We start from the raw sequence: 22,409 nt of genomic DNA on the forward strand, positions 1-22,409 counted from the left end.
TGACAGGAACCCCCTTGATGACCTCACGCGCACCACTGTCCCTCCTTGTCGCTGCCGTGACGGCGGCGCTGACCGTCGCCGGGTGCGGCTCCGGCACCGAGTCGGCGCAGTCGTCGGGCACGTCCGAGAAGGACCCGGCGACTCCCGCCGCCTCCTGTCGCACGCTGGCCGAGAACCCCGGTTGGTACGGCGACAACCGGGACCGCATCGACGCGATGCTCGCGGATCTGGGGACCTGCGGGGCCAACGGCTCGGTGGCCGACGGTGCACCGCTCGCGCTGTTCGACTGGGACAACACGCTGGTCAAGAACGACATCGGCGACGCGACGTTCTTCTGGATGGTGCGCAACGGCAAGGTGCGGGCACCGGCAGGCGGTGACTGGTCGACCACCAGTGAATTTCTGACCCCGCAGGCCACCGCCGCGCTGTCCAAGGCGTGCGCCGCGGCCACACCGGGCCAGCCGATGCCGACCAACACCGATCTCGGGTGCGCCGATGAACTGCTGTCGGTCTACACCGAGGCGAAGACACGGGCGGATGAGCCGGCGTTCGCCGGGTTCAACGCCCGCCGGTTCGAACCGGCGTATGCATGGAACGCGCAGATGCTGGCCGGCTGGTCGGAGTCCGAGCTGACCGGTTTCGCCGAAGCCGCGCGCAAGGAGAACCTGGATGCGCCCGAGGGCACCGAGCAGAAGGTGGGCAGCGGCGAGGAGACCGGCTGGGTGCGCTACTACCCGCAGATGCGGGATCTGGTGGAAACGTTGCGCGCCAACGGCTTCGACGTGCGAGTGATCTCGGCATCGCCGGAACAGGTGGTCCGGGTGTGGGCGGCCGACCTCGGTTTCACCCCCGACAAGGTGATGGGGGTGCGGACCGAACTCGACGGCGGGGTGCTCACCTCGAAGATGGTGCCCTGCGGCGGCGAGACAGCCATCCCGTACATCGAGGGCAAGCGGTGCCGGGTCAATGAGGACGTCTTCGGAGTCAAGGGGCCCGCCGCGTTCGAGCAGCTGGCCGAGCCCAAGCGCGCGGCGTTCGGTGCCGGGGACTCCGACACCGACGTCACGTTCCTCACCGATGCCACCGCCCTGCGCCTGGTGCTCAACCGCAACAAGACCGAGTTGATGTGCTCGGCCTATGACAACGCCGACGGTCGCTGGTTGGTGAATCCGATGTTCATCGATCCGAAGAAGAAACAGGGCGACGCGTACGAGTGCGCGACCGAGGGCTACATCGAGCCCAGCGGTAAGGAAGCCCCGCTGCACCGTCCGGACGGAAGCGTGGTGCCCGACCAGCAGGACCGGGTGTCCTGACGCCGTGAGAATGCCGGCGTAAAGCTCGGAATTTCCCTCAGCAATTACACAGCCCGGTGACGGGGTGCCCTACAGAATTCGGGCGTCACATATGTGCCATGAGCGCAGATGAGGGGCAGCTGAAACTCAAGGGGCACAGCCGGATACAGGTAACAAGTCTGTTACTTGGCGTCGCCGCCATCTCGGCGATGGCGGCGTTCGCGTTCGGGCATCCCGAGGGATTGCCTGCGGGGCAGAGCACCCCGCTCGCCGGATCTGGTGATGCGCCGACGAATACCGTGTTCACCCAGCCCGTGGTCGGCCCGATGAAACTCGGCAGCACGGTCACGGCGACCATCCCTCCGGTTGCGAAATAGGTTGTGGTGGAACGTATGTCAGCGCGCACTCGCGGAGTGGCGGTAGCCTTCGCGGCTCCGCTGGCGGCTCTCGCCATGAGCGGCGTCGCACACGCATCGTCGCCCGACGTCGTCGGCCAGAAGTACAGCGACGCATCGGGCGCTCTCAGCGGAGCCGGGTACTCACCGGTGGTGGAAACGACGGTCGGCGACCGCGAATCCTGGTCGGACTGCGTCGTCACCCGTCAACAGGACCGCACGGTGCAGCCGCCGCCCAACACCTCGGGCTCGGCGACCAAGCAGACGCTGGTGTCCCTCAACTGCGACAAGACAGTGGCATCGGCCACCGGACCTGGTAGCTCCGCGGCCAGCCCGGAGGGCCGCGCGGCGATCCAGGCTGCCCAACAGCAGGCCGCGCAGGACCAGGCGCAGGCCGAGAAGAAGCACTAGACCGGCCTCGGTGACGGCCGCCCCTCAGGGCAGGGCGGCCTCCTCTGACGGCAATGCCGCCGGGCCGGTGATGTTCGGATGCGCCTTCGCCGTCGCCATGGCCAGCGGCGCCCGTACACCCGTTGTCGTTGTGGCGCCCAATGTCATGGACGCCGAGGCCACGGTGGGGGGAGGCGGGGGCGAGTGGAAGGCCACCGGGGCGCTGTGGTCGGCCGGCGTCGCGCTCAACCACGCCAGCGTCGCCACGGCGCCTCCGCCGGCGATTGCTGCAATCCTTCGGATGCTGAAGTTCATTTCGGCAGTCACGGTGCTGAGTCCTTCGTTCCTCCAGTTGAGTGTTGTCTAATGCCATCGGCCACCCCAGTGCACGCCTGGAATCTGGGAGTTGCGATGCGGCTGTGGTGTGAGTTCTCTAGGAGCGGCGTTGAACGCCGGGTGACCTGAGGCGGGGCTTTGCGGCCCAGCCTCCGCGCGAGGCCCGCAAGGGCGTTTTGACCTGCCCCGACGCCGACCGGTAAGCTGCTCCGTTGGTGTGTGCTGCCCATTGGGCGGTTCTCCCGGGTCAACGTCGGTCGCCGGGAGGGCTGAATGCATGCGCCGCGACCGGCACCCCGGGTCAGCCTGGGAATCAACCCGAGATAGAAGAGGTATGCGCTGTGCCTACGTACACGCCGAAGGCGGGTGACACCACGCATCAGTGGTACGTCATCGACGCCCAGGACGTGGTGCTCGGCCGGCTCGCCGTCGAAGCAGCCAAGTTGCTCCGCGGCAAGCACAAGCCGACATTCACGCCGAATGTCGATGGTGGCGATTTCGTCATCGTCATCAACGCCGAGAAGATCGCCGTCAGCGGCGACAAGCTCACCAAGAAGTTCGCTTACAGCCACTCGGGTTACCCGGGCGGTCTGCGCAAGCGCACCATCGGCCAGCTGCTGGAGAAGCACCCGACCCGCGTCGTCGAGAACGCGATCATCGGCATGTTGCCCCACACCAAGCTCGGTCGGCAGATTCAGAAGAAGCTCAAGGTCTACGCCGGTCCGGATCATCCGCACGCCGCGCAGCAGCCGGTTCCGTACGAGATCAAGCAGGTGGCCCAGTGACCGAAACGATTGAGAACGGCGACGTCGTCGAAGCCGTGACCGAAAGCGTCGAGGTGGTGGAGCAGGAGCACCGCGAGCCGGTCATCATCGACCGCCCGATCCAGACCGTCGGCCGCCGCAAGGAGGCCGTGGTGCGGGTTCGCCTGGTGCCCGGCACCGGCCAGTTCAACCTGGACGGCCGCACCCTGGAGAACTACTTCCCGAACAAGGTGCACCAGCAGCTGATCAAGGCCCCGCTGGTGACCGTCGACCGCCTCGAGCAGTTCGACATCTTCGCCCACCTCGATGGTGGCGGCCCCTCGGGCCAGGCAGGCGCCCTGCGTCTGGCGATCGCCCGTGCGCTGATCCTGGTGCAGCCGGAGGACCGGCCCGCCCTCAAGCGCGCCGGCTTCCTGACGCGTGACCCGCGTGCCATCGAGCGCAAGAAGTACGGCCTCAAGAAGGCCCGCAAGGCGCCTCAGTACAGCAAGCGCTGATCTGTCGCCTTACGGCCGAACGAACCCGCCGGGTGTGTCCTGTACACACCCGGCGGGTTTGTTTTGTGTGCCCCCGGGCCGTCGCCGGTTCGGGCGCCGCCGCTTTCTACGCCAGGGCTGTTCTCCTCGCTCTGCACGACCCTGAGGTAGAAACCGGCGTCATCGCCCGTGTTCCTGGCGACGAATTTCGGGCCGATGACCTCGGCAGATGCTCACCTGAGGCAACTTTCTCGCAGATTCTCGTTTGAGGACCGCCGCGGAGTGGAAGACCACTGGGTGGAGAGCAGGGGGCTGCTTTGTGTCAGCAGGGTTGTGCCCGCAGGACCTTCCTGCCACCGGTAGACGTCGTACCGACGTCGGGGGACCGGATGCCGCTTTCCCACCGGAAGGAGTAATTGTGGGGAACTTCGTGAAGACGGCGACTGCGGGCGCGATGCTCGGCGGGTCGCTGCTGTTTACCGTCGGGCTGGGTATCGCGCACGCGGCGCCGAACACGGCCGGCGACGGCAAGGTGAATCTCACGCTCGGCACCGTCTCGGTTCTGGAGAATATCGACGACGCCGCAGCCGCCCAGATCGCGGCGGGGGTGTGTGAGAACACCGACACCGCATCGCTGACCACCGCCGTTCAGGGGGTCGACGCGAACGGTACCGACCATGTCGTCTGCACCAACAACCTCGGGACCATCTCGTTCAGCCAGAACGGCACCGCTGAGCTGCCGGGTAACGCCCCGCAGGGGACCGCGCCGCACAGCCTCGCGCCGACGACGGCACCCCCGATGACGCCGGGAGGCACCCACTCGTCGTCAGGCACTGACGGCAGCTGACGATTTGTCGCCGATCCCCGCCCGCGAATCAGCCCGCGGGTGGGGACGCGGTGATGACACAGTCGAGTATCACGATGGCGTATCAATTGAGCCCCGGGATGGTCGCTGACCTCGTCGGTTGTGTTTCAGACAGCCAATTATGAGAAGTTTGAGGGCATGGGTCGACTGTTCGGCACCGATGGGGTGCGCGGAGTCGCCAATCGCGATCTGACTGCTGAACTGGCAGTTGCACTCGGTTCGGCGGCGGCACGGCGTCTCGGCAATTCGGCGGGACGCAGCCGGCGGGTCGCCGTGGTGGGTCGTGATCCGCGGGCCAGCGGCGAGATGCTGGAAGCCGCGGTGATCGCCGGTATCACCAGCGAGGGTGTCGATGTGCTTCGGGCCGGCGTGCTGCCGACACCTGCCGTGGCCTACCTGACCAGTGCGTATGACGCTGATTTCGGTGTGATGATCTCTGCGTCGCACAACCCGATGCCCGATAACGGCATCAAGATCTTCGGTCCCGGCGGGCACAAGCTCGACGACGCCGCAGAGGACCGCATCGAGGAACTCGTCAACGGTGGCCCGGGCCTGCGTCCGACGGGGGCAGGCATCGGCCGGGTACTCGACGCCGAGGACGCGATGGACCGCTACCTGCGCCACGCCGCCAAGGCCGTCACCACCCGGTTGGAAGGCCTCACCGTGGTCGTCGACTGCGCCCACGGTGCCGCCTCGACGGCCGGTCCGCGCGCCTACCGGGCCGCTGGAGCCAACGTCATCGCGATCAACGCCGAACCCAACGGGCTCAACATCAACGACGGCTGCGGATCGACCCACATGGAGGTCCTGCAGGCCGCCGTCGTCGAGCACGGCGCCGATCTGGGGCTGGCCCACGACGGCGATGCCGACCGGTGCCTGGCGGTGGACGCCGGAGGCCGGGTCATCGACGGCGACGCGATCATGGTCGTGCTCGCGCTGGCCATGCGGGAAGCCGGCGAGTTGGCCTCCGACACGTTGGTGGCCACGGTGATGAGCAATCTGGGATTGCACCTGGCCATGCGGGCGGCCGGTATCGAGGTCCGCACCACAGGTGTGGGGGACCGCTACGTGCTGGAGGAACTGCGGGCCGGCGAGTTCTCGCTCGGTGGTGAACAGTCCGGCCACATCGTGTTGCCCGGCCTGGGCACGACCGGTGACGGCATCGTCACCGGTCTGCGGCTGATGTCGCGGATGGCGCAGACCCGCACCACCTTGGCCGGCCTTGCCGAGCCGATGCGCACGCTGCCGCAGGTTCTGATCAACGTTGCGGTCGACGACAAGGCCGCGGTGGCAAAGGCACCGTCCGTGCAGTCCGCGGTCGCCCAGGCCGAGGCCGAACTCGGCGACACCGGCCGAATCCTGTTGCGGCCCTCGGGCACCGAGCAGGTGGTCCGGGTGATGGTCGAGGCCGCCGACGAGAACACCGCCCGACTGGTCGCCGTGCGGGTGGCCGAGTCGGTCAGCGGCCACTCAGCCTGAGGGAACCGAAGAGCGTCCGGCTGCGTCTAAACCGGGCATGGGAGATGTAACTGCCGCGCGCGTCGACGCCGAGGCGCTGCTGCAGGTGGCACGACAATTCGGTGCTACCGCCGAGATCATCGAGTCCGGCGCCCAGGTGCGGATGCGGTTCGACGGCGCGACGGCCGGCCGGGCGCACACCGTGTCGGGTGAGTCGCTGCGGGCCGCGCTCGAAGAGCGGATCGCGCCCCTTCGCCAGTGGGCCCGGGCGGCAGGCGAGGTTGCCGCGGTACTGCGGAACACCACTGACCGTTACCTCGCCGCAGATGCCGGCGCGGCCGCCCGGGTGGGCTGAGACGTGGCCCAAATCGGTGATGTCGCACGACGTTTGGATCAGGGGCAGCCTGCGGTCGAGACTTTTGCCGAGTTCGTGTCGGCCTGCGGCCTTGTGGGCTACCAGCATCCGGACCTCACCGCGCACGTCGGCCAGGTGCAGGACTGGTACGGCACGGAGGACGGCCTGGACCTGCGGACGCTGGACGCCGACTGCACGGCGCTGGCGGCGGTCGCGGAGTCGGCCGAACAGGCACTGCGGCTGCAGGACGATCAGCTGACCGCACTCGAGCGGGCATGGCAGGGGCGCGGCGCACAGGCCGCGCGGGAGTTTCTGCACCGCCAGGGCGGCGCGGCCCAGCGGGCTGTCGCCGCCGTGCGCAGGGCCGCCGACACCCTGGCCGCGCTGCATGAGCAGTTGTGGCGGGCAGTCGACACCAAGGTTGCCGTGACCGAGCGGATCGAGGCACGATGCGCGGCACAACGCCAGGACTGGTTGGCCGCGGCGCGCATCCTGCGGGCGGGGCTCGGAGATCGCGACGCAGCCAGTGAACTGATCGACGCGCAGGTGAAACCGTTTGTCGCCAACGACATCGGCGCCGACTGGGTGCCGGCGATGCGCTCGGCGACCGCCGCGGTGGCCGACGCCTACGCCGCGGCGATCGCGGCTCTCGCCGATGGCCCGGCTCTGGTGTTCGAGATACCCGGCGACCTCGGCCCGGCGTTGACACCGCGGATCGGCGCGGTGGCTCTGGCGGATCCGCGGGTGGGCAGTGCCGGGTCGGTTCCCGCGGGATTCGTACCGTCGGCCGGTTCCGGCCCGGCGTCGTGGACGTCCCCGGCCGGCGCGGTGAGCCTGCCGCCGCCGGACCCTCAGATTGCCTCTACGGCACCAACTCTCGCACCGCCGGCGATCGATCCGGTGACCCCTGTGATACCGCCGGCGACCAATCCCGCCGCAGCCGATCCGGCCGCCGGATGGGGCTCGCCGCCGGGTGGCGGACTGCCCGGGGCCGGGTTGTCAGGCATGGGATCCGGGGTGTCCGGCCTCGGTCAACAACTCGCCGACTTGTTCGGCGGGCTGATCGGATCAACCGCGGACGGATCGCTGGGGTCGAGCGCCGACACCTCGCTGCCCGGGCAGCTCGACACACCGGAGATCGCTGACCCGGCCGATGGTGCCGATGATGCGGACAGCCTCGACGAATCGAGCGACGAGGACGAAGACCGCGATGACGAGACCGCCGAAGATGCTGCCGAGGAGGACACCGACTCGGACGCGGCCGCCGATGATCAGGCGGTCGAGGCGGATTCGACCGCCGTACCGGCGCCTGCCGACACCGCCGTCGAACCGCAGTCCGAACCGCGGCCCGCCGCCGCGGTTGCTGCGCCCGGGGTCCCGACCCCGCCGGCCGCGCAGACGGCGGCACCGGCAGGCGAGAGTCCGTGTGAGATCGCCGCCGAAGAGCTACCGCAGGTCGGCGGCTAGGTGTCTGCGTCAAGTCGGATTTTGATCCCTGCCAGTGGGACTTTTGGCACCAGTGGGCCATCTCGGTGTTAGACCGTATTGAGACGTGAGTAACGGTCGCCGCGAAATTTCGGAGGGGGTCCCCGATGACGATGGAATCCGAGTGCGAGGTGCGCCAGATAGAAGCCGAAGCGCCGCCGGGACGCTTCGCGCGGGGCTGGCACTGCCTGGGTTTGACCCGCGACCTCGGCGACGGGAAACCCCACGGAATCAACGTGTTCGGCAAGAAGCTCGTCATCTTCCGCGGCGGCGACGGCAAGATCAACGTGCTCGACGGATACTGCCGGCACATGGGTGGTGACCTGTCCCAAGGCCAGGTCAAGGGCGATGAGATCGCCTGTCCCTTCCATGACTGGCGGTGGGGCGGTGACGGTCGCTGCAAGAACGTGCCGTACGGCAGGCGCGCTCCGCGACTGGCTCGCACCGCCACCTGGACGACCCTTGAGCAGGACGGGATGCTGTTCGTCTGGAACGACCCGGAGGGCAATCCGCCGCCGGCCGACGTGACGATTCCGCGCATCGAAGGTGCCACCAGCGACCAGTGGACCGATTGGCATTGGTACACAACGGTCGTCAACGCCAACTGCCGTGAGCTCGTGGACAACGTGGTGGACATGGCGCACTTCTTCTACGTGCACGGATCACTGCCCACGCACTTCAAGAACATCTTCGAAGGCCACATCGCAACGCAGTACATGAATGCCAATACCCGTGCCGACCGCCACGATGTCGGGGGCGCGACGATGCTCGGCACCACCTCGGTGGCGTCGTACTACGGACCGGCCTTCATGATCGATGATCTGACGTACCACTACGTCGAGGCCGATCATCACAGCGTGCTGATCAATTGCCACTATCCGATCGACGCGAATTCGTTTGTCCTGCAATACGGCATCATCGTCAAGAAGGCCGAAGGGGTGTCCGACGAGCTGGCCATGCAGAGCGCCGTCGCGCTGGGAGACTGGGTCAAGATCGGTTTCGAACAAGACGTGGCGATCTGGAAAACCAAGGCCCGCATCGACAACCCGTTGCTGTGCGAGGAAGACGGGCCGGTGTACCAGCTGCGTCGATGGTACGAACAGTTCTACGTCGACGCTGCCGATGTGGCCGCCGACATGGTCGACCGGTTCGAATACGAGATCGACACCACGAGCGCGCAGCATGCCTGGACTCAGGAGATCGAAGAGAACATCGCTGCCGGCGCCACCACCCAGCCGGCACGATGACCGTCCGTCTCGACCCTCGGCTCGAAGAATTCCCGATGATGCCGGTGTCGTGTCGCAACTGCGGCGCGGTCGTCCTGGCGCGGAAGAGCAGTTGGCAGCAGACCAGCGTGCAATGGAATGCCACGGCGACCGGACTGTGCCGGCAGCGTCGCGACGCCGAGGCGCTCGCCGGCCACAGCGATCGTGGTCTGTTCCTTGGCTGCGATGCGATGGCTGCTTCGGTCGTGGTGGCCACCATCGACGGCGTGCTGCCCTTGGCAGACGCGGATAGCAGGTCTGACGCCCCGTCGATCAGGTGAGGATCGACGCGAGCCGGCTGATGCTGTCGCGGATGGCGGCCTCGCCCAGTGCGCCGTATCCGATCACCAGGGCCGGCGGCGCTGAATCGGGGTCGGCCCAATTCCAGCGGGCGCCGTCCAGGCGCAGTCCCTGGTCCCGGGCGGTGGCGACGACGGTGTCCTCGTCCGAGTTGCCCGGCAGCCGAAGGTAGACGTGCAGGCCGGCGTCGATTCCCGTCGGCTGCGTCTGAGGCATCGACGCGCTGATCGCCGCGAGCATGGCGTCGCGTCGCCGGCGATACATCGGGCGCACCCGCCGCAGGTGGCGAGTCAACCCGCCGGTGCCGATGAACCGGGACAGGGCAAGTTGTTCGAGCGCGGAGTTGCCCATGTCGTCGTACAGTTTTTCGGCCGCCACGGACTCCACCAGCCAGGGCGGCAGTGCCATCCAACCGAGTCGCAGGGCGGGAGTCAGCGTTTTGCTCACGCAGCCCGCATAGGCTACGTGATCCGGGTCGAGTCCCTGCAGGGCGCCGACAGGACTTCTGTCGTAACGGAATTCGGCGTCGTAGTCGTCTTCGATGATCAGCGTGTTCCGGTCGCGGGACCATTCGATCAGCGCTGCCCTGCGGTCCGCGGCGAGGACGACACCGGTCGGATATGAGTGGGCGGGAGTCACCAGCACGCCGTCGACGTCGAGTTCGGCCAATCTCGCGACCTCGAGCCCGTTCTCGTCGACCGGTACCGGCACCGCGCGCAGCCCGGCGCGTGCGATGGCGTCGCGGTGAAATCCGAAACATGGGTCCTCGACGGCGAGGGTGTGGCATCCCCGCGCCCGCAGTGCCCGGGCCAGCAGCACGATCCCCTGTGTGAGACCCGATGTGACGATCAGCCGGTCGGGCGTGGTCGAAACTCCGCGTACCCGGGCCAGGTAATCGGAGAGGGCTTCGCGCAGCGGGCGAGTTCCGAGCGGGCCGGGGTAGCCGAGCTGGGCGTTGGGTACCTCGGTGAGAGCGTTGCGGTAGTGCCGCAGCCATTCGGTACGCGGAAACAATGCGGCGTCCGGCAGGCCGCCGCCCAACGGCGCGACCGGATCCCGCGCGCGACGTACGTGCGGAGATGGTTGTGGGGCAACCTGTTTGACCCTGGTTCCGGAACCTTGGCGTCCGGTCAGGTAGCCATCGGCGACCAGATGTTCGTAGGCGGTGACGACGACGCTGCGGGCCACGCCGAGCTGTGCTGCCAGCGCGCGGGACGGCGGTAGGAGTGACCCTGCCGCGAGCCGGCCCTGCTGTATTCCCACGCGGAGTTGATGTTGCAACTGCACCGCGAGCCCGTCGCGCGACGTCCGATCCAGGGCGACCAGAAGATCCGGGGGAAATCCGGCATCAGCAAAATTGGTCTGCTGAATGCCTCCACGATTGGACCCTGACATATACCAATACTAGGAGCGATCGTGATGGCATGTCTTCGATCAACAACCTCGCCTCAGCCGTCGTCCGACCGCTGATCGTCTCCTGGATGCCCGGGCCCGCCGCCGACGACGGGCCGGTCGTCGTAAGCGTGACCGAATATGCCGCGCATTCTCTGAGGCATCTGCCGGGCGTCGCCTACAACGGGATGCGGATGCGGGAAGGATGGTATGCCATGCCGGGCGCGGTCGGGCTGTGGTTGTGGAGCCTGCCCGCTTCGGGTCTCAGCGGGTCGATCTCGGTCTGGACGAGCCGAGAAGCACTGCAACGGTTTATCGGTCTGCCGCACCACGTCGACATCATGCGCCGCTACGGAGACCGCGGCGACGTCCGGTCCACCACTTGGGAGGCCGACACGTTTGATCGGGCGGGCACCCTCGCGCGGGCCCGGGAGTGGATCGGGCAGTAGGCGCGGCGGTTAGTCGGGAGCGCGGTTGACAACTGACGTGGTCACCCCGGACCCCGTGTCTCTGCGTCAAGATGGTCCGATGAGCGCGCCCAAGACTGCCAGAACCGGACCGGGACGGCCCGCGGGCATCGACAGCGGCGACACCCGCCAACGGGTCATCGACGCCGCCTGCCACTGCTTCGCCGAGTTCGGCTACGGACCGGCCACCAACAACCAGATCGCCGAGGTGGCCGGCGTGACGGCGGGCTCGGTCTACTACCACTTCGGCACGAAAAACAAGTTGTTCGAAGCGGTCTGCGACGACGTCTACGGCAAGATCCTGGCCAGCGCCGCACCGGCGATGGCCGGGCCGCACTCGATGGACGAGCTGCTGCGTGCGGCATTGACCGAATCGATGCGGATCAACCGCGAGTATCCCGAACTTGCCGGTTTCGTCGCGACGGCACCGATCGACGCCCGTCGGCACCAGGAGCTGATCGCGGGTTACTCGAAGCAGGGCGCCCGGATGACCGATGCGCTGGCCCGCTCTGTCGTGGCGGGCCAGCGAGCCGGACGGATCTCCGCGGAGTACGACCCGGTTCAGGTGGCGCGCGTGATCGGCGCGATTGTCGACGGTTTCGCGCACGCGGCGGCTGTCACCGAACCAGAAGAGATGGACGGCGTGAACCGGCTGTTCGAATCGTTGCTGCTGAATGCGGCACTCGGCAAGCGGTCAGCTGCCAAGACACCTGGCTGATATCAGTCCGGCTGCTGCCCGCCCATCGTCTTGAGGTTGTCTTCGTCAACCCGTTCTCAGGACGTCTGCGGTTTCCAGCCTTCGGGTATAGATCACCGGATACACCGCGGCGGCCAGGACCGACACCATAAGCGCTGCCAAGGCTGTGAGCAGCGGCAGACCCAGCACCGCCCAGTCGACCTTGATGCCGTAGTACACAGGCGATCCCAATGTCCACAGGTAGGTCATGCCGATGCCCCCGACCGTGCCGCATACGGCGACCAGCAGCCCGAGAAGCCCGGCCTGGGCGATGATGACGGCCTGTTCCTGGCGACGGGTCACGCCGATGGCCCGCAACACGGCTCGTTCACGTTTGCGTTGGAGCAACCCGAGCACGAACACATTCAGCACGCTCAATCCAGCGGCCGCCATCACCACGTACCCCGCGATCGTGAACGGTTTCAAGAAGCGGGTGAGGCCGGAACTTGCTGCCGAGCGCCACCGTTCGTTGTCGTACACCGAGAGGCCGGCGTCGAGGTTGATGAAATCGTCGCGGTGGGCGGTGGCGTCGGCCGGTGAGAGGTATTGCACCGCAACCTGATCCCGCACGGCGGCCCAATCTGAACGCGCCGCGCTGTCCGATGTCAGGACGATGTCGCCCACAGCGGTGTCGTCGATCATCCGGGGATGGAAGACACCGGCCACCTGGAACTGTTCGGGGCCACGGACGGTCGGCAGCTCGACCGTACCTCCGGTGGTCGCCCCGAGTCGGCTCGCGGCAATCTGGCTCAGGCCGACCTGTCCCTCCCGCAGCCCCTTCCACAACCTGTCGCCGTCACCGATCGGTTGATACAGCGCCTGGCTGTACCAGTCACCCGCTTCGACTCCGATGACGAGGCGCGACAACGTTCCCGACGAGATCGTCGATCGCCATCGCGACGACACCTCGTGCCCGTCCGCGGCCTGGGTGATCAGATCGAACGTCGGCCCGGTGATCTGGCCGTCCCGTTGATCGAGCACCGATTTGGCGGTGATCAGCGAGGACGACGGCAGCCGGTCTGCCTTCTCCGCGGCAACCTGGGCAGTGCCGAGCAATTGCATACTCTGCGAGCTGATGGCCAGACCGGTGCCGTCGACGAGTATCGCGGCCGACAGGGCGAACAGCACCGCGTAGCGCCGGACGTCGGCATGCAGCAGGCGCCCGACATCGGGGCGCGCGACCGTCAGCACGTCGATCATTCTCGAGGCGCCACGCGGGGCGAACCAGATCGTCACCAGGATGACCCCGTACAGGCCGGCAGTCATCCCATTGATACCGACGTTGAGCGGCAACGACCCACGCTCGAAGACCTTCAACAGCACGAGAGCGCCTGCGGCGATGATGATTCCGGCCGGCAGCGGCCACACCGGAATCGTCCTCACGCGTTGCACACCGCCTGCGCTCGCCATCGATGCCAGCGGTCCCTCGCGGACAAGCCTCAGCGCCGGGCCGATCATCGCGAGGACACCGGCCACGACCCCCGCGAGGGCACCGATCACGATCAGGCTCGGCGTGAAATGTGTGGTGATGGTGCCGCCGGAACCGGCCAACATCGGCCGACCGAACGTGTTCACCAGATACGTGCCGAGCAGGAAACCGCCCGGCACACCCAACAACCCGCCCAAAAAGCCCACCACAATGCCTTCTCCGAGCATCCCGCCGAAAAGCCCGGCCGGCTTGGCGCCGATGGCGCCGATGGTCCCCATCACCGCCCGACGGTCCTCGATGGACAACAGGATGGTGTTCACCGCGATGAGGCAACCGATCAATATGCCGGCCAGGACGGTGAGATTGAAGCTCTGCGTGCCGTTTTCGAGCATGGCCGGTAGTTGCGGTCGAGGCGGTCCCGCCGTCGCGACATCGCCGACGATGCGATTGACGTCCGCGGTGATGTCGGCATTGTCCTTCGGTATCACGAACGCCGCCGTTGCGTACCCCGGCGCCCCGAGCAACCCGGCGGCGACATCCGCTGACGGCGCGAACATCACATAGCCGTCGTTGATCCCCGCGACCCGGTCGAACTCGGGGAACGTAGAGCCCACCTGCGCCGAACCGGGAGGCAGGCCGGGAATGCGCAACTCGTCACCGAGCCCGAGACCGTGCCGCTGCGCGATGACGGCCGGGATCTGCATCGGAACGCCCGGGCCGTCGGCGCCCTTTCCCTCTCGGGCCCGCTGCTCGCAGTTGAACGATCCGACGAGCAACTCGATCTGGCATGACCCGCCCAGCAGGAAGAACCCGTGCGTGGAACCGGCTCGGGCCCCGGAAACCGAGACGGGTGTCAGGCCCGCCACGACCGGGATGACGGCTTTGGCCCCGGTGACCTTGGCGCGCAGTTCGTCGACTGTCCCGAGCGGTAGCCGGCCACCGATGTTCGGGACGACTTCGACCACTCCGCGGTCCGCAGCGTGGGTGAGTGCCGGACCGAATGCGTCGAAAGGACGGTTCAGTTCGGCCTTGAGGATCAGCGTTCCCAGTACCAGCGTCACCCCGACCGCGACCCCGGTCATGCTGAGCAGGGTTCGCCGCCAGTCGGTGATCAGTGCACTGAGGTGAATGCGCCGGAAGGACAACCACGCGGCCCGCAGCCGGCGCATCATCATGCCTCGACGGCTCGGGGATCGCCTGAACACACCCGCCCGTCGACGAGGTGCACCTCGCGGGTTCCGTAGCCGGCTGCGGTCTGATCGTGCGTCACCAGGACCACTGCGGTGCCGTCTTCTTCTGACAGTGAGCGCAGTAGATCGAGCACCCCGACCGAGGAATGGCTGTCGAGGTTCCCTGTCGGCTCGTCGGCCAGGACGATGGACGGCCCGGCGACCAGTGCGCGCGCCACTGCCACCCGCTGCATCTGTCCGCCCGACATCTCGGCGGGCCGGTGCCGGGCCCGATCACCCAGGCCGACCCGGTCCAGTAGCTGCCGTGCCCGTGCGTCGGCGGATCGGGCCGGCATACCGTCGAGCACGAGCGGTAGCGAGACGTTTTCGACCGCACTCAGCGTCGGCACAAGGTTGAAGAATTGGAAGACGAATCCGAGGTTGCGGCGCCGGAATGCGGCACGGGCTCCGGTGCTCATCGTCCACATGTCCTGACCGGCCACCGTCGCCGTGCCCTCGTCAGGCTGGTCGAGTCCGCCGGCGGTGTGCAGGAGGGTCGACTTGCCGGACCCCGATGGCCCGCTGACCACGACGAACTCACCCGCGTGCAATGCGAAGTCGATGCCGTCGAGGACGCGCACCTGCTCCTCGCCGGTGCGATAGGTCTTGACGACGCTCACGAGCTGCAATACCGGCGCCATGGCATCTCCCTTGGTCACGGTGACCAATCGATGCTCGCCCGCCCACGGCCGGACGGAGTGAGTAGTGCGGTACTGCATTCTGGGGAGGCTGCGTAGCGGTATCACCCAGTGCGTCCGACGGCGGTGTCAATATCGCCATTCCTCGTTGAGGCGCGCCTTATCCTTGGCCAATCGAGGGTGCACGAACCCAAGATCGGCGGTTCTGGGATGACGGCGGACGCGGCATGCGGGTCCTGCGGTACCGGTCTGCGAGCGAACGCCAGGTTCTGCGACGAGTGCGGTACCCCGGTCCTTGGTACCGCGGAGTACAAGCAGGTCACGGTGTTGTTCGCCGATGTCGTGCGGTCGATGGACCTCGCCGCCACCTTGGATCCGGAGCGTTGGCGTCAGATCATGACCGAGCTCGTGGAGCGGTCGACGTCGATGGTGCGCCGCTACGGCGGCGGGACCGTGGAGTTCACCGGCGACGGGTTGATGGCGGTGTTCGGGGCCCCGGCGGCGTTGGAGGACCACGCCTTTCGGGCGTGTCTGGCGGCATTGGGCATCCAGGATGAGGCGAGCCGGTTGGCCGAGGAGATTTCGCGGCGCGACGGAGTGACCCTGCGAATTCGGGTGGGCCTGAACTCGGGTCGGGTGATCGCAGGAGAAATCGGGTCGGGCTCGTTGGGTTACACCACCACCGGTGAGCCGGTCGGGTTTGCGCAGCGGATGGAATCGGTGGCGCCGCCGGGTGGAGTGATGTTGTCGGGGTCCACGGCGCGACTGGTCGAACATGCCGCAGTCTTGGGTCCGCCGGAACTGGTCCACATCAAAGGTAGTGACCGACCCGTGCCGGCACGCCGGTTGCTCGGGACGAATCCGGGCCGCGGGACGGTATCGCGCGGAGAAGCGAGCCTGGTCGGCCGCCGTCGGGAGATCGCTTCGCTTGACGCCGCGCTGGACCGTGCGATCGATGGCGGCGGCAGTGTGGTGACAGTGGCGGGGCCACCGGGTATCGGCAAAAGCCGGTTCGCGCGGGAGGCCGCCACACTCGCATCAGGCCGTGGGGTACCGGTGTTCTGGACCTTCTGTGAATCCCATGCACGCGACGTTCCCTTCCACGCCGTGGCACGGCTGCTGCGCGAGGGCACCGGCGTGGCTGACCTTCACGGTGAAGCGGCGCGGGCCCGGGTTCGTGAACGAATTCCGGACGCCGACCCGCAGGATCTGCTGTTGCTCGATGATCTTCTCGGGATTGCCGATCCCTCGGTGTCGCCACCGCAGATCGACTCGGACGCGCGGCGGCGGCGTCTGACGGCATTGCTCAATGCGGCCACACGTGCACGCACCGGACCGGTGCTGGTCATCATTGAGGACGCCCACTGGATCGACACAGCCAGTGAGTCGATGCTGGCAGAACTCCTCACCGTCCTACCTGACACCCCGTCGCTGGTAGTGATCACCTTCCGCCCCGACTATCAGGGCACACTGTCGAAGATGCCTGGCGAGCAGACGATAGCCCTTGTCCCGCTGAATGATTCGGAGATTACAGCGCTGTTGGGCGAGCTGCTGGGTTCGCATCATTCGGTCGGTGCGCTGACGGCGATCATCGCCGACAGGGCAGCGGGAAACCCGTTCTTCGCCGAGGAGATGGTGCGTGAGTTGGTCCAGCGCGGAGTGCTGACCGGCGATCACGGCGATTACGTGTGCCGGGTGGACGTCGCCGAGGTGAGTGTGCCCGCCACGGTGCAGGCAGCCATCGAGGCGCGTATCGACCGGCTGAGCGCCGCGGCCAAGCGGACGGTGTGTGCGGCATCGGTGATCGGTGTCCGCTTTCAGGCTGAGTTGTTGGGGGCATTGGGGATCGAGGTGGATGTGGATGAGCTGCTGCACGCGGAGTTGGTTGACCAGGTAGATGCCATGCGGCAAGCCGGGTATGCGTTCCGTCATCCGTTGATCCGCGCGGTGGCCTACGAATCGCAGCTCAAATCGGATCGCGCCGACTTGCATCGGCGCTTGGCCGCTGCCATCGAAGCGCGCAGCCCGGAAGCCGCCGACCAGAACGCCGCGCTGATCGGCGAACATCTTGAGTGCGCAGGTGAGCTGCGCGCCGCGTACCGCTGGCACATGCGTGCCGCCGGGTGGTCCACCCACCGGGATGTCGCTGCCGCGCGGCTCAGTTGGGAGCGGGCCTGTCGGATCGCCGACGATCTGCCGGCCGACGACCCCGACCTACTGCCGATGCGGATCGCGCCGCGCGCCATGCTCTGTGCCACCGACTGGCAGGCCCGTGCCGCCCACGAAACCCGCGGCCGCTTCGAGGAGCTGCGCGAGTTGTGTGACGAGGCCGGGGACAAGGTTTCGCTGGCCATCGGCATGACCGGTCTGGCCACCGAGCTTCTCTACGCTGGGCGTTCGGAGGGCGCGCGGTTGGCATCCGAGCAGATGGCGCTACTCGAATCGGTCGGCGATCCCGCCCTGAGCATCGGGTTGGCGTTTGTCGCGTTCGCCAACTGGTTCAGTGTCGGTGAGTTCGGCGAGATCCTGCGGTGGTCGCAGATCCTCATCGACCTGGCCGAGGGCGATCCGACCAAGGGTGCCGGTTTCGGGTTCGGAGCACCGTTGTCGATTGCGGTCGCATTTCGCGGCGTCGCGCGGTGGTGGTTGGGTCGACCAGGATGGCGGCAGGACGTCGACGACGCTGTCACGATGGCCCGAGACAGCGATCCGGCAACCTTCGCCGTGATCGTCAGCTGGACCTACGGACTGGATTTGGCCTACGGGGTGCTTCAGGCCGATGACGCCGCACTGCGCACGATCGAGGAGGCGCTGCAGACCGCGAAAATGGCCAGCAGTGACATCGCATTGGTCTTCGCCGAGTACGCGTTGGGCAGCGCGCTGTTGTGTCGAAACTCCCGGGCCGAACGTGACCGCGGGCTGGAACTGGCTGTGGAGGCCCGCGACCGACAGCGTGAACGTATGCCCTCCCTGGTGCCGGTCACCGAGTTGTTGATCGGCCGTGAGATGGCCAGACGCGGCGATCGCGATGCTGCCATACCGGTGATGCGCCAGGCCGCGGACGATCTACATCAGGCAGGCCGGCCCGGGTATGGAGTATTCGGAACCGCGGCGCTGGTGGAGGTGCTGCTGGATCGTGGCGCCGACTGCGACCTGGCCGAGGCTCAAACAACGATCGACCGATTGAGCGACCTTCGGGCCGAGCAGGACTCGGCGATCCGTGACATCACGCTACTGCGGCTGAATGCGCTGCTGGCTAGGGCCCGCGGTGACGACATCGCCTTTCGGGGCCTGGTGCCCCGTTACCGTGCGATGGCGGAAACCTTTGGCTTCGAAGGGCATATCGATTGGGCAGACGGCATGAGCAATGCTGCGTCGTGATGCGTCAATGGTGTCACGAGTGCTTCTTGTGCCGGAGGAGGCTTGCGATGTCTTCACGACTGGTGGTCTCCGTCTTGAGCATCGCCCGGTAGATGTGGCTTTCCACGGTGCGCACCGAAAGCGTCAGCCGCGCGGCGATTGCCTGGTTGGACAAACCCTCGGCGATCAGCGACACGATTTCTCGTTCTCGGTTGGTCAGCGGCAGGGTCTCGGCGGCTGCGCGGAGGGCCGGAGTGCTGACACCGCAGCGTTCGGCAAGGTCGGTGGCGCGCGTCGAGCACTTCAGCGCCGATCCTCGCAGACCTTGGACGCGATACACCAGAGAGGCATGAGCGGCGCAGTCGATTGCGGTGACGAGGTCACCGATCTTCTCGAAATCCACTGATACGTTCGACAACTCGGCGGCGTTCGACTTGTGCAGGGCTTCGGCGAATCGAGCTGCGAGGACGACGCGGGGTCCCTCCACGGTTGATTCGAGTTCCCGCAACCGCGCGACGCCGGACCGATCGCCGAACTGCGCGGCGGTCTGCAGGCAGAACACCTCTGCTGCGAATTGCCCTGTGGTGCGGGCCTGTTGGGCCGCCGCCATGGTCAGTGAGATCGCCTCGCTGACCGCACCCTGGCTCCCCGCCACCCAAGCCCGGGCGATGGCACGTTCGTAATCCAACAACCGGAATCTGCGTGGCCGTTCGTCGAGCGCGGCCAGGTGGGCAGCCGCCTCGTCTGTCGCGCCGCGCAAGGCGAGCGCGGTGGCCTGAGTGACCTGGTAGCGGTAAGCCCAGCCGGTGAGGTACCCCGCGCTGGACAGGCCCGATGTCGCCTGTTCGAGCAGCGCGCATGCGGTGGGCAGGTCACCAGCGCCGAGGGCGGCCCGGCCCGCCACCGCGGCACCGAGTAACTGCGCGGTGCCCGGAAGATCGGCGGCCTGCGCTCGTAGGCGGTCGGCCAGGTCGATCGCGGCGTGGACTTGGCCGGACAACAGCAGCGCGCTGACGTGGGCGTCGGCGATGTTGAACCTCATCTGCGGAGCGTCGAGAGATCGTTCCGCAACCGAATAGCCGGTTTCTGCGGCGGCGACGGCCGCGGTGGTGCGGCCCGCATCCGCGGAGACGGCGGCTACCACCCAGGCGATCTCCGCGCCGACGATCGCGGGAAGTCGTTCGAGATCGAGGGTTTCCGCGTACTCCATCGCTCCGTGCGGGTCATCCGTCGCAAACGCATATACCGAGAGGAAGGCATCGGTGTAGATGATGCGGGCCTGAGGTGAGAGGGCCCGGGATGCCTCGGTGATCAGGCGCTTGGCTTCGGCGGGGGAGCCGAGTGCCCACAGCATGTTGCTGGCCCGCAGAAAAGCGAGTCGCGCGCGCTCGGTTTCGGTGAGCGGGTCGGGGTCGATCCGGGCGAGTACCGCTTCCGCCTCCTCGCCGCGGCCCAGCCATGACAGGGCATGGGCGCGAACGAAATTCGGTTCCGGTCCGGCGCCGGCATGGATCGCAGCCTCGGCGAGGCGGTCGGCGAGGGGGAGATCGGCCAGCCAGACGGCCCCATGGGCGGCCCGGACGAGCAACTCGTGGTCAGGGGTGAGGTCGGAATCGAGGCTGAGGGTGGCGCGGCGCACCACGACCCGAAGATCGTCGCGGTCAGCGGTTGAGGCGAGTTCTGTGGCGACCAGGCCGCGTAGACGCCGGAGGCGGGTTTCGGGCGCGCGCCTGCGCCGCACCTCCCCGTAGAGCGGATGCGCGACGCGGATCTCCACGCCGCCGGCGACCGGATCGAGTGTGATGAGTCCGCGGGTGTCCGCATCTTCGACGGCCGATGGTGCGGTGATGCGTTGCAGCGCAGCAAGTCCGATGGGCTCTCCGACCGCGAGCGCGTCGACCACGTCGCCGACCGGAGTGGGCAGGTCGCCGATTCGGGATTCGATCAGCTCCACGAGCCCGGGCGGCATGACCGGGTCACCGGTCCATTGCCAAACGCCGTGCTGCCGAACCAATCGACCGTCGGCGATCTCTTGCTCGACGATGTTCTGCAGGTACAGCGCGTTGCCCTGGGTCAGGGTCCACAGGCGTCGGGCGGCATGAGGGTCCATCGGTCCGCTGAGGACGGTCGACAGAAGGGTCGAGGTTTCCTCGATGGTGAGCGGCTGGAGGTCGAGCCGGTCGAACTGGCCGAGTTTCAATATCTCCAGTAGCGCAGCCGAATTCGGCTCGTCGCGAATCGTGAGAATGAGCTTCGCTGCGCCTCGTTGCACTACCTGGTGCACGACGAATGTCGACAGTTCGTCGAGCAGGTGGACGTCGTCGACACCGACCACCACCGGCGCCCCGGAAGGCGTCGCGGTCAGCGATTCGATCACTTCGCGCAACAACCGGATCGTGTCGGTGGTGCCCGATGTGGCCCACGTGCTGAAGGCGCCGAGCGGGACGGACTGCGCCGAGGATGTGCCCACCACCCAGCGGCACTCGTGGCCCCGTGCGGTGGCGGCCGCCAATGCTTCCCGCGCGACCCGGCTCTTTCCCACCCCTGCGGCCCCGCACATGAGGATGCCGGAGACGCCCGGAGCCGAAAGAGCAGCCTCGATGGTGCCCATCTCCTCGGCGCGTCCGGTTAACGGCCACGTCAAACGCACTGTTGCAGCTTATGAGCGTCAGGGAACTCAGGGGCCGATTCTGGGAACCGCCCTGATACGGCCCCGGCTCTAGCGGGTGAGCGAGACGAGCTCCTCGCAGAACTTCACGGTCTCGGCCGTATCGGTGGCCAGCGGGTGCACCAGCATCGTGGTCACCCCGGCTTCGGCGTAGGCGGCGAGCCGCTCCTTGACGAATCCCTTCGGTCCGACCAGCGACACGTTGCGCACCAGGTCGTCGGGGACGGCTGCGATGGCCTCGGCCTTCTTGCCGGCCAGGAACAGGTCCTGGATGTGGTCGGCCACCTCGCCGTAGCCGTACCGGGTGGCCAGCTTGTGGTAGAAGTTCTGCCCGCGTGCGCCCATGCCGCCGATATACAGCGCCAGTTGGGGTTTCGCCCAGGCGAGCCGGTCATCGACGTCGTCGCCGATGGCCAGGCTGGCGCTGACCATGACGTCCAGCGGCCCGAGTGCCGGATCGCGCTTGGCGGACCCGGCCCGCAGCGCGTCGCCCCAGACCTCGTCGGCCTTCTCCGGGAGGTAGAACACCGGTTGCCAGCCCTCGGCGATCTCTGCGGTCAACTCGACGTTCTTGGGTCCCAGGGCCGCGATGGTGATCGGAATGCGGTCACGGACAGGGTGATTGATCAAATGCAGCGACTTGCCCAAGCCGGTGCCGCGGTCGGCGGGCAGTGGCAGCTGGTAGTACTTGCCGTCATAATCCAGGTTCTCGCGGCGCCACACCTTGCGGCAGATCTCGACCACCTCGCGGGTGCGGCCCAGCGGCGCGTCGAACGGTACGCCGTGGAAGCCTTCCATGACCTGCGGGCCGGAGGTGCCGATGCCGAGGCGGAACCGGCCGTCGGACACGTAGTCGACACCGGCCGCGGTCATGGCCATCAGGGCCGGCGTGCGGGTGTAGATCGGGACCACCCCGGTGCCGAGCTCCATGGTGGAGGTCTTGGCGGCCAGGTAGCCGAGCTGGCTGATCGCATCGTAGGAGTACGCCTCGGCGACCAGGGCGATGTCGATGCCCACCTTCTCCAGTTCGACGACTTGGTCGGCAGCCTCTTTGAAGCCGCCGGCATAACTCAGGAAGATGCCTGTCCGCATGAAGGGGTTATATCACA

At 67.2% G+C, this 22,409-nt stretch carries 20 protein-coding genes; 15 read left to right on the top strand and 5 right to left on the bottom strand.

Annotation, left to right across the window (positions count from 1 at the left end):
* The first annotated feature begins 17 nt into the window (after positions 1-17).
* The 12 genes from EYZ64_RS07950 (at position 18) to EYZ64_RS08005 (ending at position 9,362) form a co-directional block, all read left to right on the top strand.
* Positions 18-1,313 (top strand): HAD family hydrolase, encoded by a 1,296-nt coding sequence (locus tag EYZ64_RS07950; protein WP_135452956.1) that lies wholly within the window; start codon positions 18-20, stop codon positions 1,311-1,313.
* A gap of 98 nt (positions 1,314-1,411) precedes the next feature.
* Positions 1,412-1,669 carry a hypothetical protein gene (locus tag EYZ64_RS07955; protein ID WP_135452957.1) on the top strand — a complete coding sequence of 86 codons (258 nt, stop codon included), beginning with the start codon at positions 1,412-1,414 and terminating at the stop codon, positions 1,667-1,669.
* Positions 1,670-1,684: 15 nt separating this feature from the next.
* Positions 1,685-2,098 carry a hypothetical protein gene (locus EYZ64_RS07960; protein ID WP_135452958.1) on the top strand — a complete coding sequence of 138 codons (414 nt, stop codon included), beginning with the start codon at positions 1,685-1,687 and terminating at the stop codon, positions 2,096-2,098.
* 10 nt (positions 2,099-2,108) lie between these two features.
* Positions 2,109-2,444, top strand: coding sequence for a hypothetical protein (locus tag EYZ64_RS07965; RefSeq protein WP_135452959.1), 336 nt, complete (start codon positions 2,109-2,111; stop codon positions 2,442-2,444).
* A gap of 310 nt (positions 2,445-2,754) precedes the next feature.
* Complete coding sequence (rplM, locus tag EYZ64_RS07970) at positions 2,755-3,198, top strand: 50S ribosomal protein L13 (RefSeq protein ID WP_135452960.1); 444 nt, start codon at positions 2,755-2,757, stop codon at positions 3,196-3,198.
* 35 nt (positions 3,199-3,233) lie between these two features.
* Entirely contained in the window at positions 3,234-3,674 is a 441-nt protein-coding gene (rpsI, locus tag EYZ64_RS07975; RefSeq protein WP_135459887.1) for a 30S ribosomal protein S9, read from the top strand.
* Between the two features lie 397 nt (positions 3,675-4,071).
* Positions 4,072-4,500 carry a hypothetical protein gene (locus tag EYZ64_RS07980; protein ID WP_135452961.1) on the top strand — a complete coding sequence of 143 codons (429 nt, stop codon included), beginning with the start codon at positions 4,072-4,074 and terminating at the stop codon, positions 4,498-4,500.
* Positions 4,501-4,656: 156 nt separating this feature from the next.
* Positions 4,657-5,997 (top strand): phosphoglucosamine mutase, encoded by a 1,341-nt coding sequence (glmM, locus tag EYZ64_RS07985; protein ID WP_135452962.1) that lies wholly within the window; start codon positions 4,657-4,659, stop codon positions 5,995-5,997.
* A 37-nt stretch (positions 5,998-6,034) separates the two neighbouring features.
* On the top strand, positions 6,035-6,331 hold the full coding sequence (locus tag EYZ64_RS07990) for a type VII secretion target (RefSeq protein WP_135452963.1): 297 nt from the start codon (positions 6,035-6,037) through the stop codon (positions 6,329-6,331).
* A gap of 3 nt (positions 6,332-6,334) precedes the next feature.
* A complete protein-coding gene (locus EYZ64_RS07995) occupies positions 6,335-7,798 on the top strand; it encodes a hypothetical protein (RefSeq protein ID WP_135452964.1) in 1,464 nt (487 codons plus the stop codon).
* Between the two features lie 125 nt (positions 7,799-7,923).
* On the top strand, positions 7,924-9,063 hold the full coding sequence (locus EYZ64_RS08000) for a 3-ketosteroid-9-alpha-monooxygenase, oxygenase component (protein WP_135452965.1): 1,140 nt from the start codon (positions 7,924-7,926) through the stop codon (positions 9,061-9,063).
* Positions 9,060-9,362: a ferredoxin gene (locus EYZ64_RS08005; RefSeq protein ID WP_135452966.1), complete on the top strand. Its 303-nt coding sequence runs from the start codon at positions 9,060-9,062 to the stop codon at positions 9,360-9,362. The genes EYZ64_RS08000 and EYZ64_RS08005 overlap by 4 nt, the downstream gene beginning before the upstream one ends.
* On the opposite strand, the gene pdxR is transcribed toward EYZ64_RS08005, so the two are convergent.
* On the bottom strand, positions 9,355-10,776 hold the full coding sequence (pdxR, locus tag EYZ64_RS08010) for a MocR-like pyridoxine biosynthesis transcription factor PdxR (RefSeq protein ID WP_135452967.1): 1,422 nt from the start codon (positions 10,774-10,776) through the stop codon (positions 9,355-9,357). The genes EYZ64_RS08005 and pdxR overlap by 8 nt on opposite strands.
* A 29-nt stretch (positions 10,777-10,805) precedes the next feature.
* Between pdxR and EYZ64_RS08015 the strand changes: the two genes are divergently transcribed.
* A complete protein-coding gene (locus EYZ64_RS08015) occupies positions 10,806-11,222 on the top strand; it encodes a hypothetical protein (protein ID WP_135452968.1) in 417 nt (138 codons plus the stop codon).
* A gap of 79 nt (positions 11,223-11,301) precedes the next feature.
* Positions 11,302-11,958, top strand: a complete 657-nt coding sequence (locus tag EYZ64_RS08020; RefSeq protein WP_135452969.1) for a TetR/AcrR family transcriptional regulator — start codon at positions 11,302-11,304, stop codon at positions 11,956-11,958.
* Between the two features lie 45 nt (positions 11,959-12,003).
* Here the strand turns inward: EYZ64_RS08020 and EYZ64_RS08025 are convergent, their stop codons facing one another.
* Positions 12,004-14,580: an ABC transporter permease gene (locus EYZ64_RS08025; protein ID WP_286174682.1), complete on the bottom strand. Its 2,577-nt coding sequence runs from the start codon at positions 14,578-14,580 to the stop codon at positions 12,004-12,006.
* On the bottom strand, positions 14,577-15,275 hold the full coding sequence (locus EYZ64_RS08030) for an ABC transporter ATP-binding protein (RefSeq protein ID WP_135452970.1): 699 nt from the start codon (positions 15,273-15,275) through the stop codon (positions 14,577-14,579). Before EYZ64_RS08030 ends, EYZ64_RS08025 begins: the two co-directional genes overlap by 4 nt.
* A gap of 207 nt (positions 15,276-15,482) precedes the next feature.
* Between EYZ64_RS08030 and EYZ64_RS08035 the strand changes: the two genes are divergently transcribed.
* On the top strand, positions 15,483-18,653 hold the full coding sequence (locus EYZ64_RS08035) for an ATP-binding protein (RefSeq protein ID WP_135452971.1): 3,171 nt from the start codon (positions 15,483-15,485) through the stop codon (positions 18,651-18,653).
* A gap of 13 nt (positions 18,654-18,666) precedes the next feature.
* Here EYZ64_RS08035 and EYZ64_RS08040 read toward each other — a convergent pair whose 3' ends face one another.
* Both EYZ64_RS08040 and EYZ64_RS08045 read right to left on the bottom strand, forming a co-directional pair.
* Positions 18,667-21,243 (bottom strand): LuxR C-terminal-related transcriptional regulator, encoded by a 2,577-nt coding sequence (locus tag EYZ64_RS08040; protein ID WP_210115632.1) that lies wholly within the window; start codon positions 21,241-21,243, stop codon positions 18,667-18,669.
* A 108-nt stretch (positions 21,244-21,351) separates the two neighbouring features.
* A complete protein-coding gene (locus EYZ64_RS08045) occupies positions 21,352-22,392 on the bottom strand; it encodes an LLM class F420-dependent oxidoreductase (RefSeq protein ID WP_135452973.1) in 1,041 nt (346 codons plus the stop codon).
* Positions 22,393-22,409 lie beyond the last annotated feature (17 nt).

The sequence above is a fragment of the Mycobacterium sp. DL99 genome, assembly GCF_004762045.1.
Lineage (GTDB): Bacteria > Actinomycetota > Actinomycetes > Mycobacteriales > Mycobacteriaceae > Mycobacterium.

Bases quoted from the DNA above. Each gene is read 5' to 3' on its own strand.
- EYZ64_RS07950 (WP_135452956.1), top strand. From the start codon at position 18: ATGACCTCACGCGCACCACTGTCCCTCCTTGTCGCTGCCGTGACGGCG.
- EYZ64_RS07955 (WP_135452957.1), top strand. From the start codon at position 1,412: ATGAGCGCAGATGAGGGGCAGCTGAAACTCAAGGGGCACAGCCGGATA.
- EYZ64_RS07960 (WP_135452958.1), top strand. From the start codon at position 1,685: ATGTCAGCGCGCACTCGCGGAGTGGCGGTAGCCTTCGCGGCTCCGCTG.
- glmM (WP_135452962.1), top strand. From the start codon at position 4,657: ATGGGTCGACTGTTCGGCACCGATGGGGTGCGCGGAGTCGCCAATCGC.
- EYZ64_RS07990 (WP_135452963.1), top strand. From the start codon at position 6,035: ATGGGAGATGTAACTGCCGCGCGCGTCGACGCCGAGGCGCTGCTGCAG.
- EYZ64_RS08000 (WP_135452965.1), top strand. From the start codon at position 7,924: ATGACGATGGAATCCGAGTGCGAGGTGCGCCAGATAGAAGCCGAAGCG.
- EYZ64_RS08005 (WP_135452966.1), top strand. From the start codon at position 9,060: ATGACCGTCCGTCTCGACCCTCGGCTCGAAGAATTCCCGATGATGCCG.
- pdxR (WP_135452967.1), bottom strand. From the start codon at position 10,776: ATGTCAGGGTCCAATCGTGGAGGCATTCAGCAGACCAATTTTGCTGAT.
- EYZ64_RS08015 (WP_135452968.1), top strand. From the start codon at position 10,806: ATGTCTTCGATCAACAACCTCGCCTCAGCCGTCGTCCGACCGCTGATC.
- EYZ64_RS08020 (WP_135452969.1), top strand. From the start codon at position 11,302: ATGAGCGCGCCCAAGACTGCCAGAACCGGACCGGGACGGCCCGCGGGC.
- EYZ64_RS08025 (WP_286174682.1), bottom strand. From the start codon at position 14,580: ATGATGATGCGCCGGCTGCGGGCCGCGTGGTTGTCCTTCCGGCGCATT.
- EYZ64_RS08030 (WP_135452970.1), bottom strand. From the start codon at position 15,275: ATGGCGCCGGTATTGCAGCTCGTGAGCGTCGTCAAGACCTATCGCACC.
- EYZ64_RS08035 (WP_135452971.1), top strand. From the start codon at position 15,483: ATGACGGCGGACGCGGCATGCGGGTCCTGCGGTACCGGTCTGCGAGCG.
- EYZ64_RS08040 (WP_210115632.1), bottom strand. From the start codon at position 21,243: ATGGGCACCATCGAGGCTGCTCTTTCGGCTCCGGGCGTCTCCGGCATC.
- EYZ64_RS08045 (WP_135452973.1), bottom strand. From the start codon at position 22,392: ATGCGGACAGGCATCTTCCTGAGTTATGCCGGCGGCTTCAAAGAGGCT.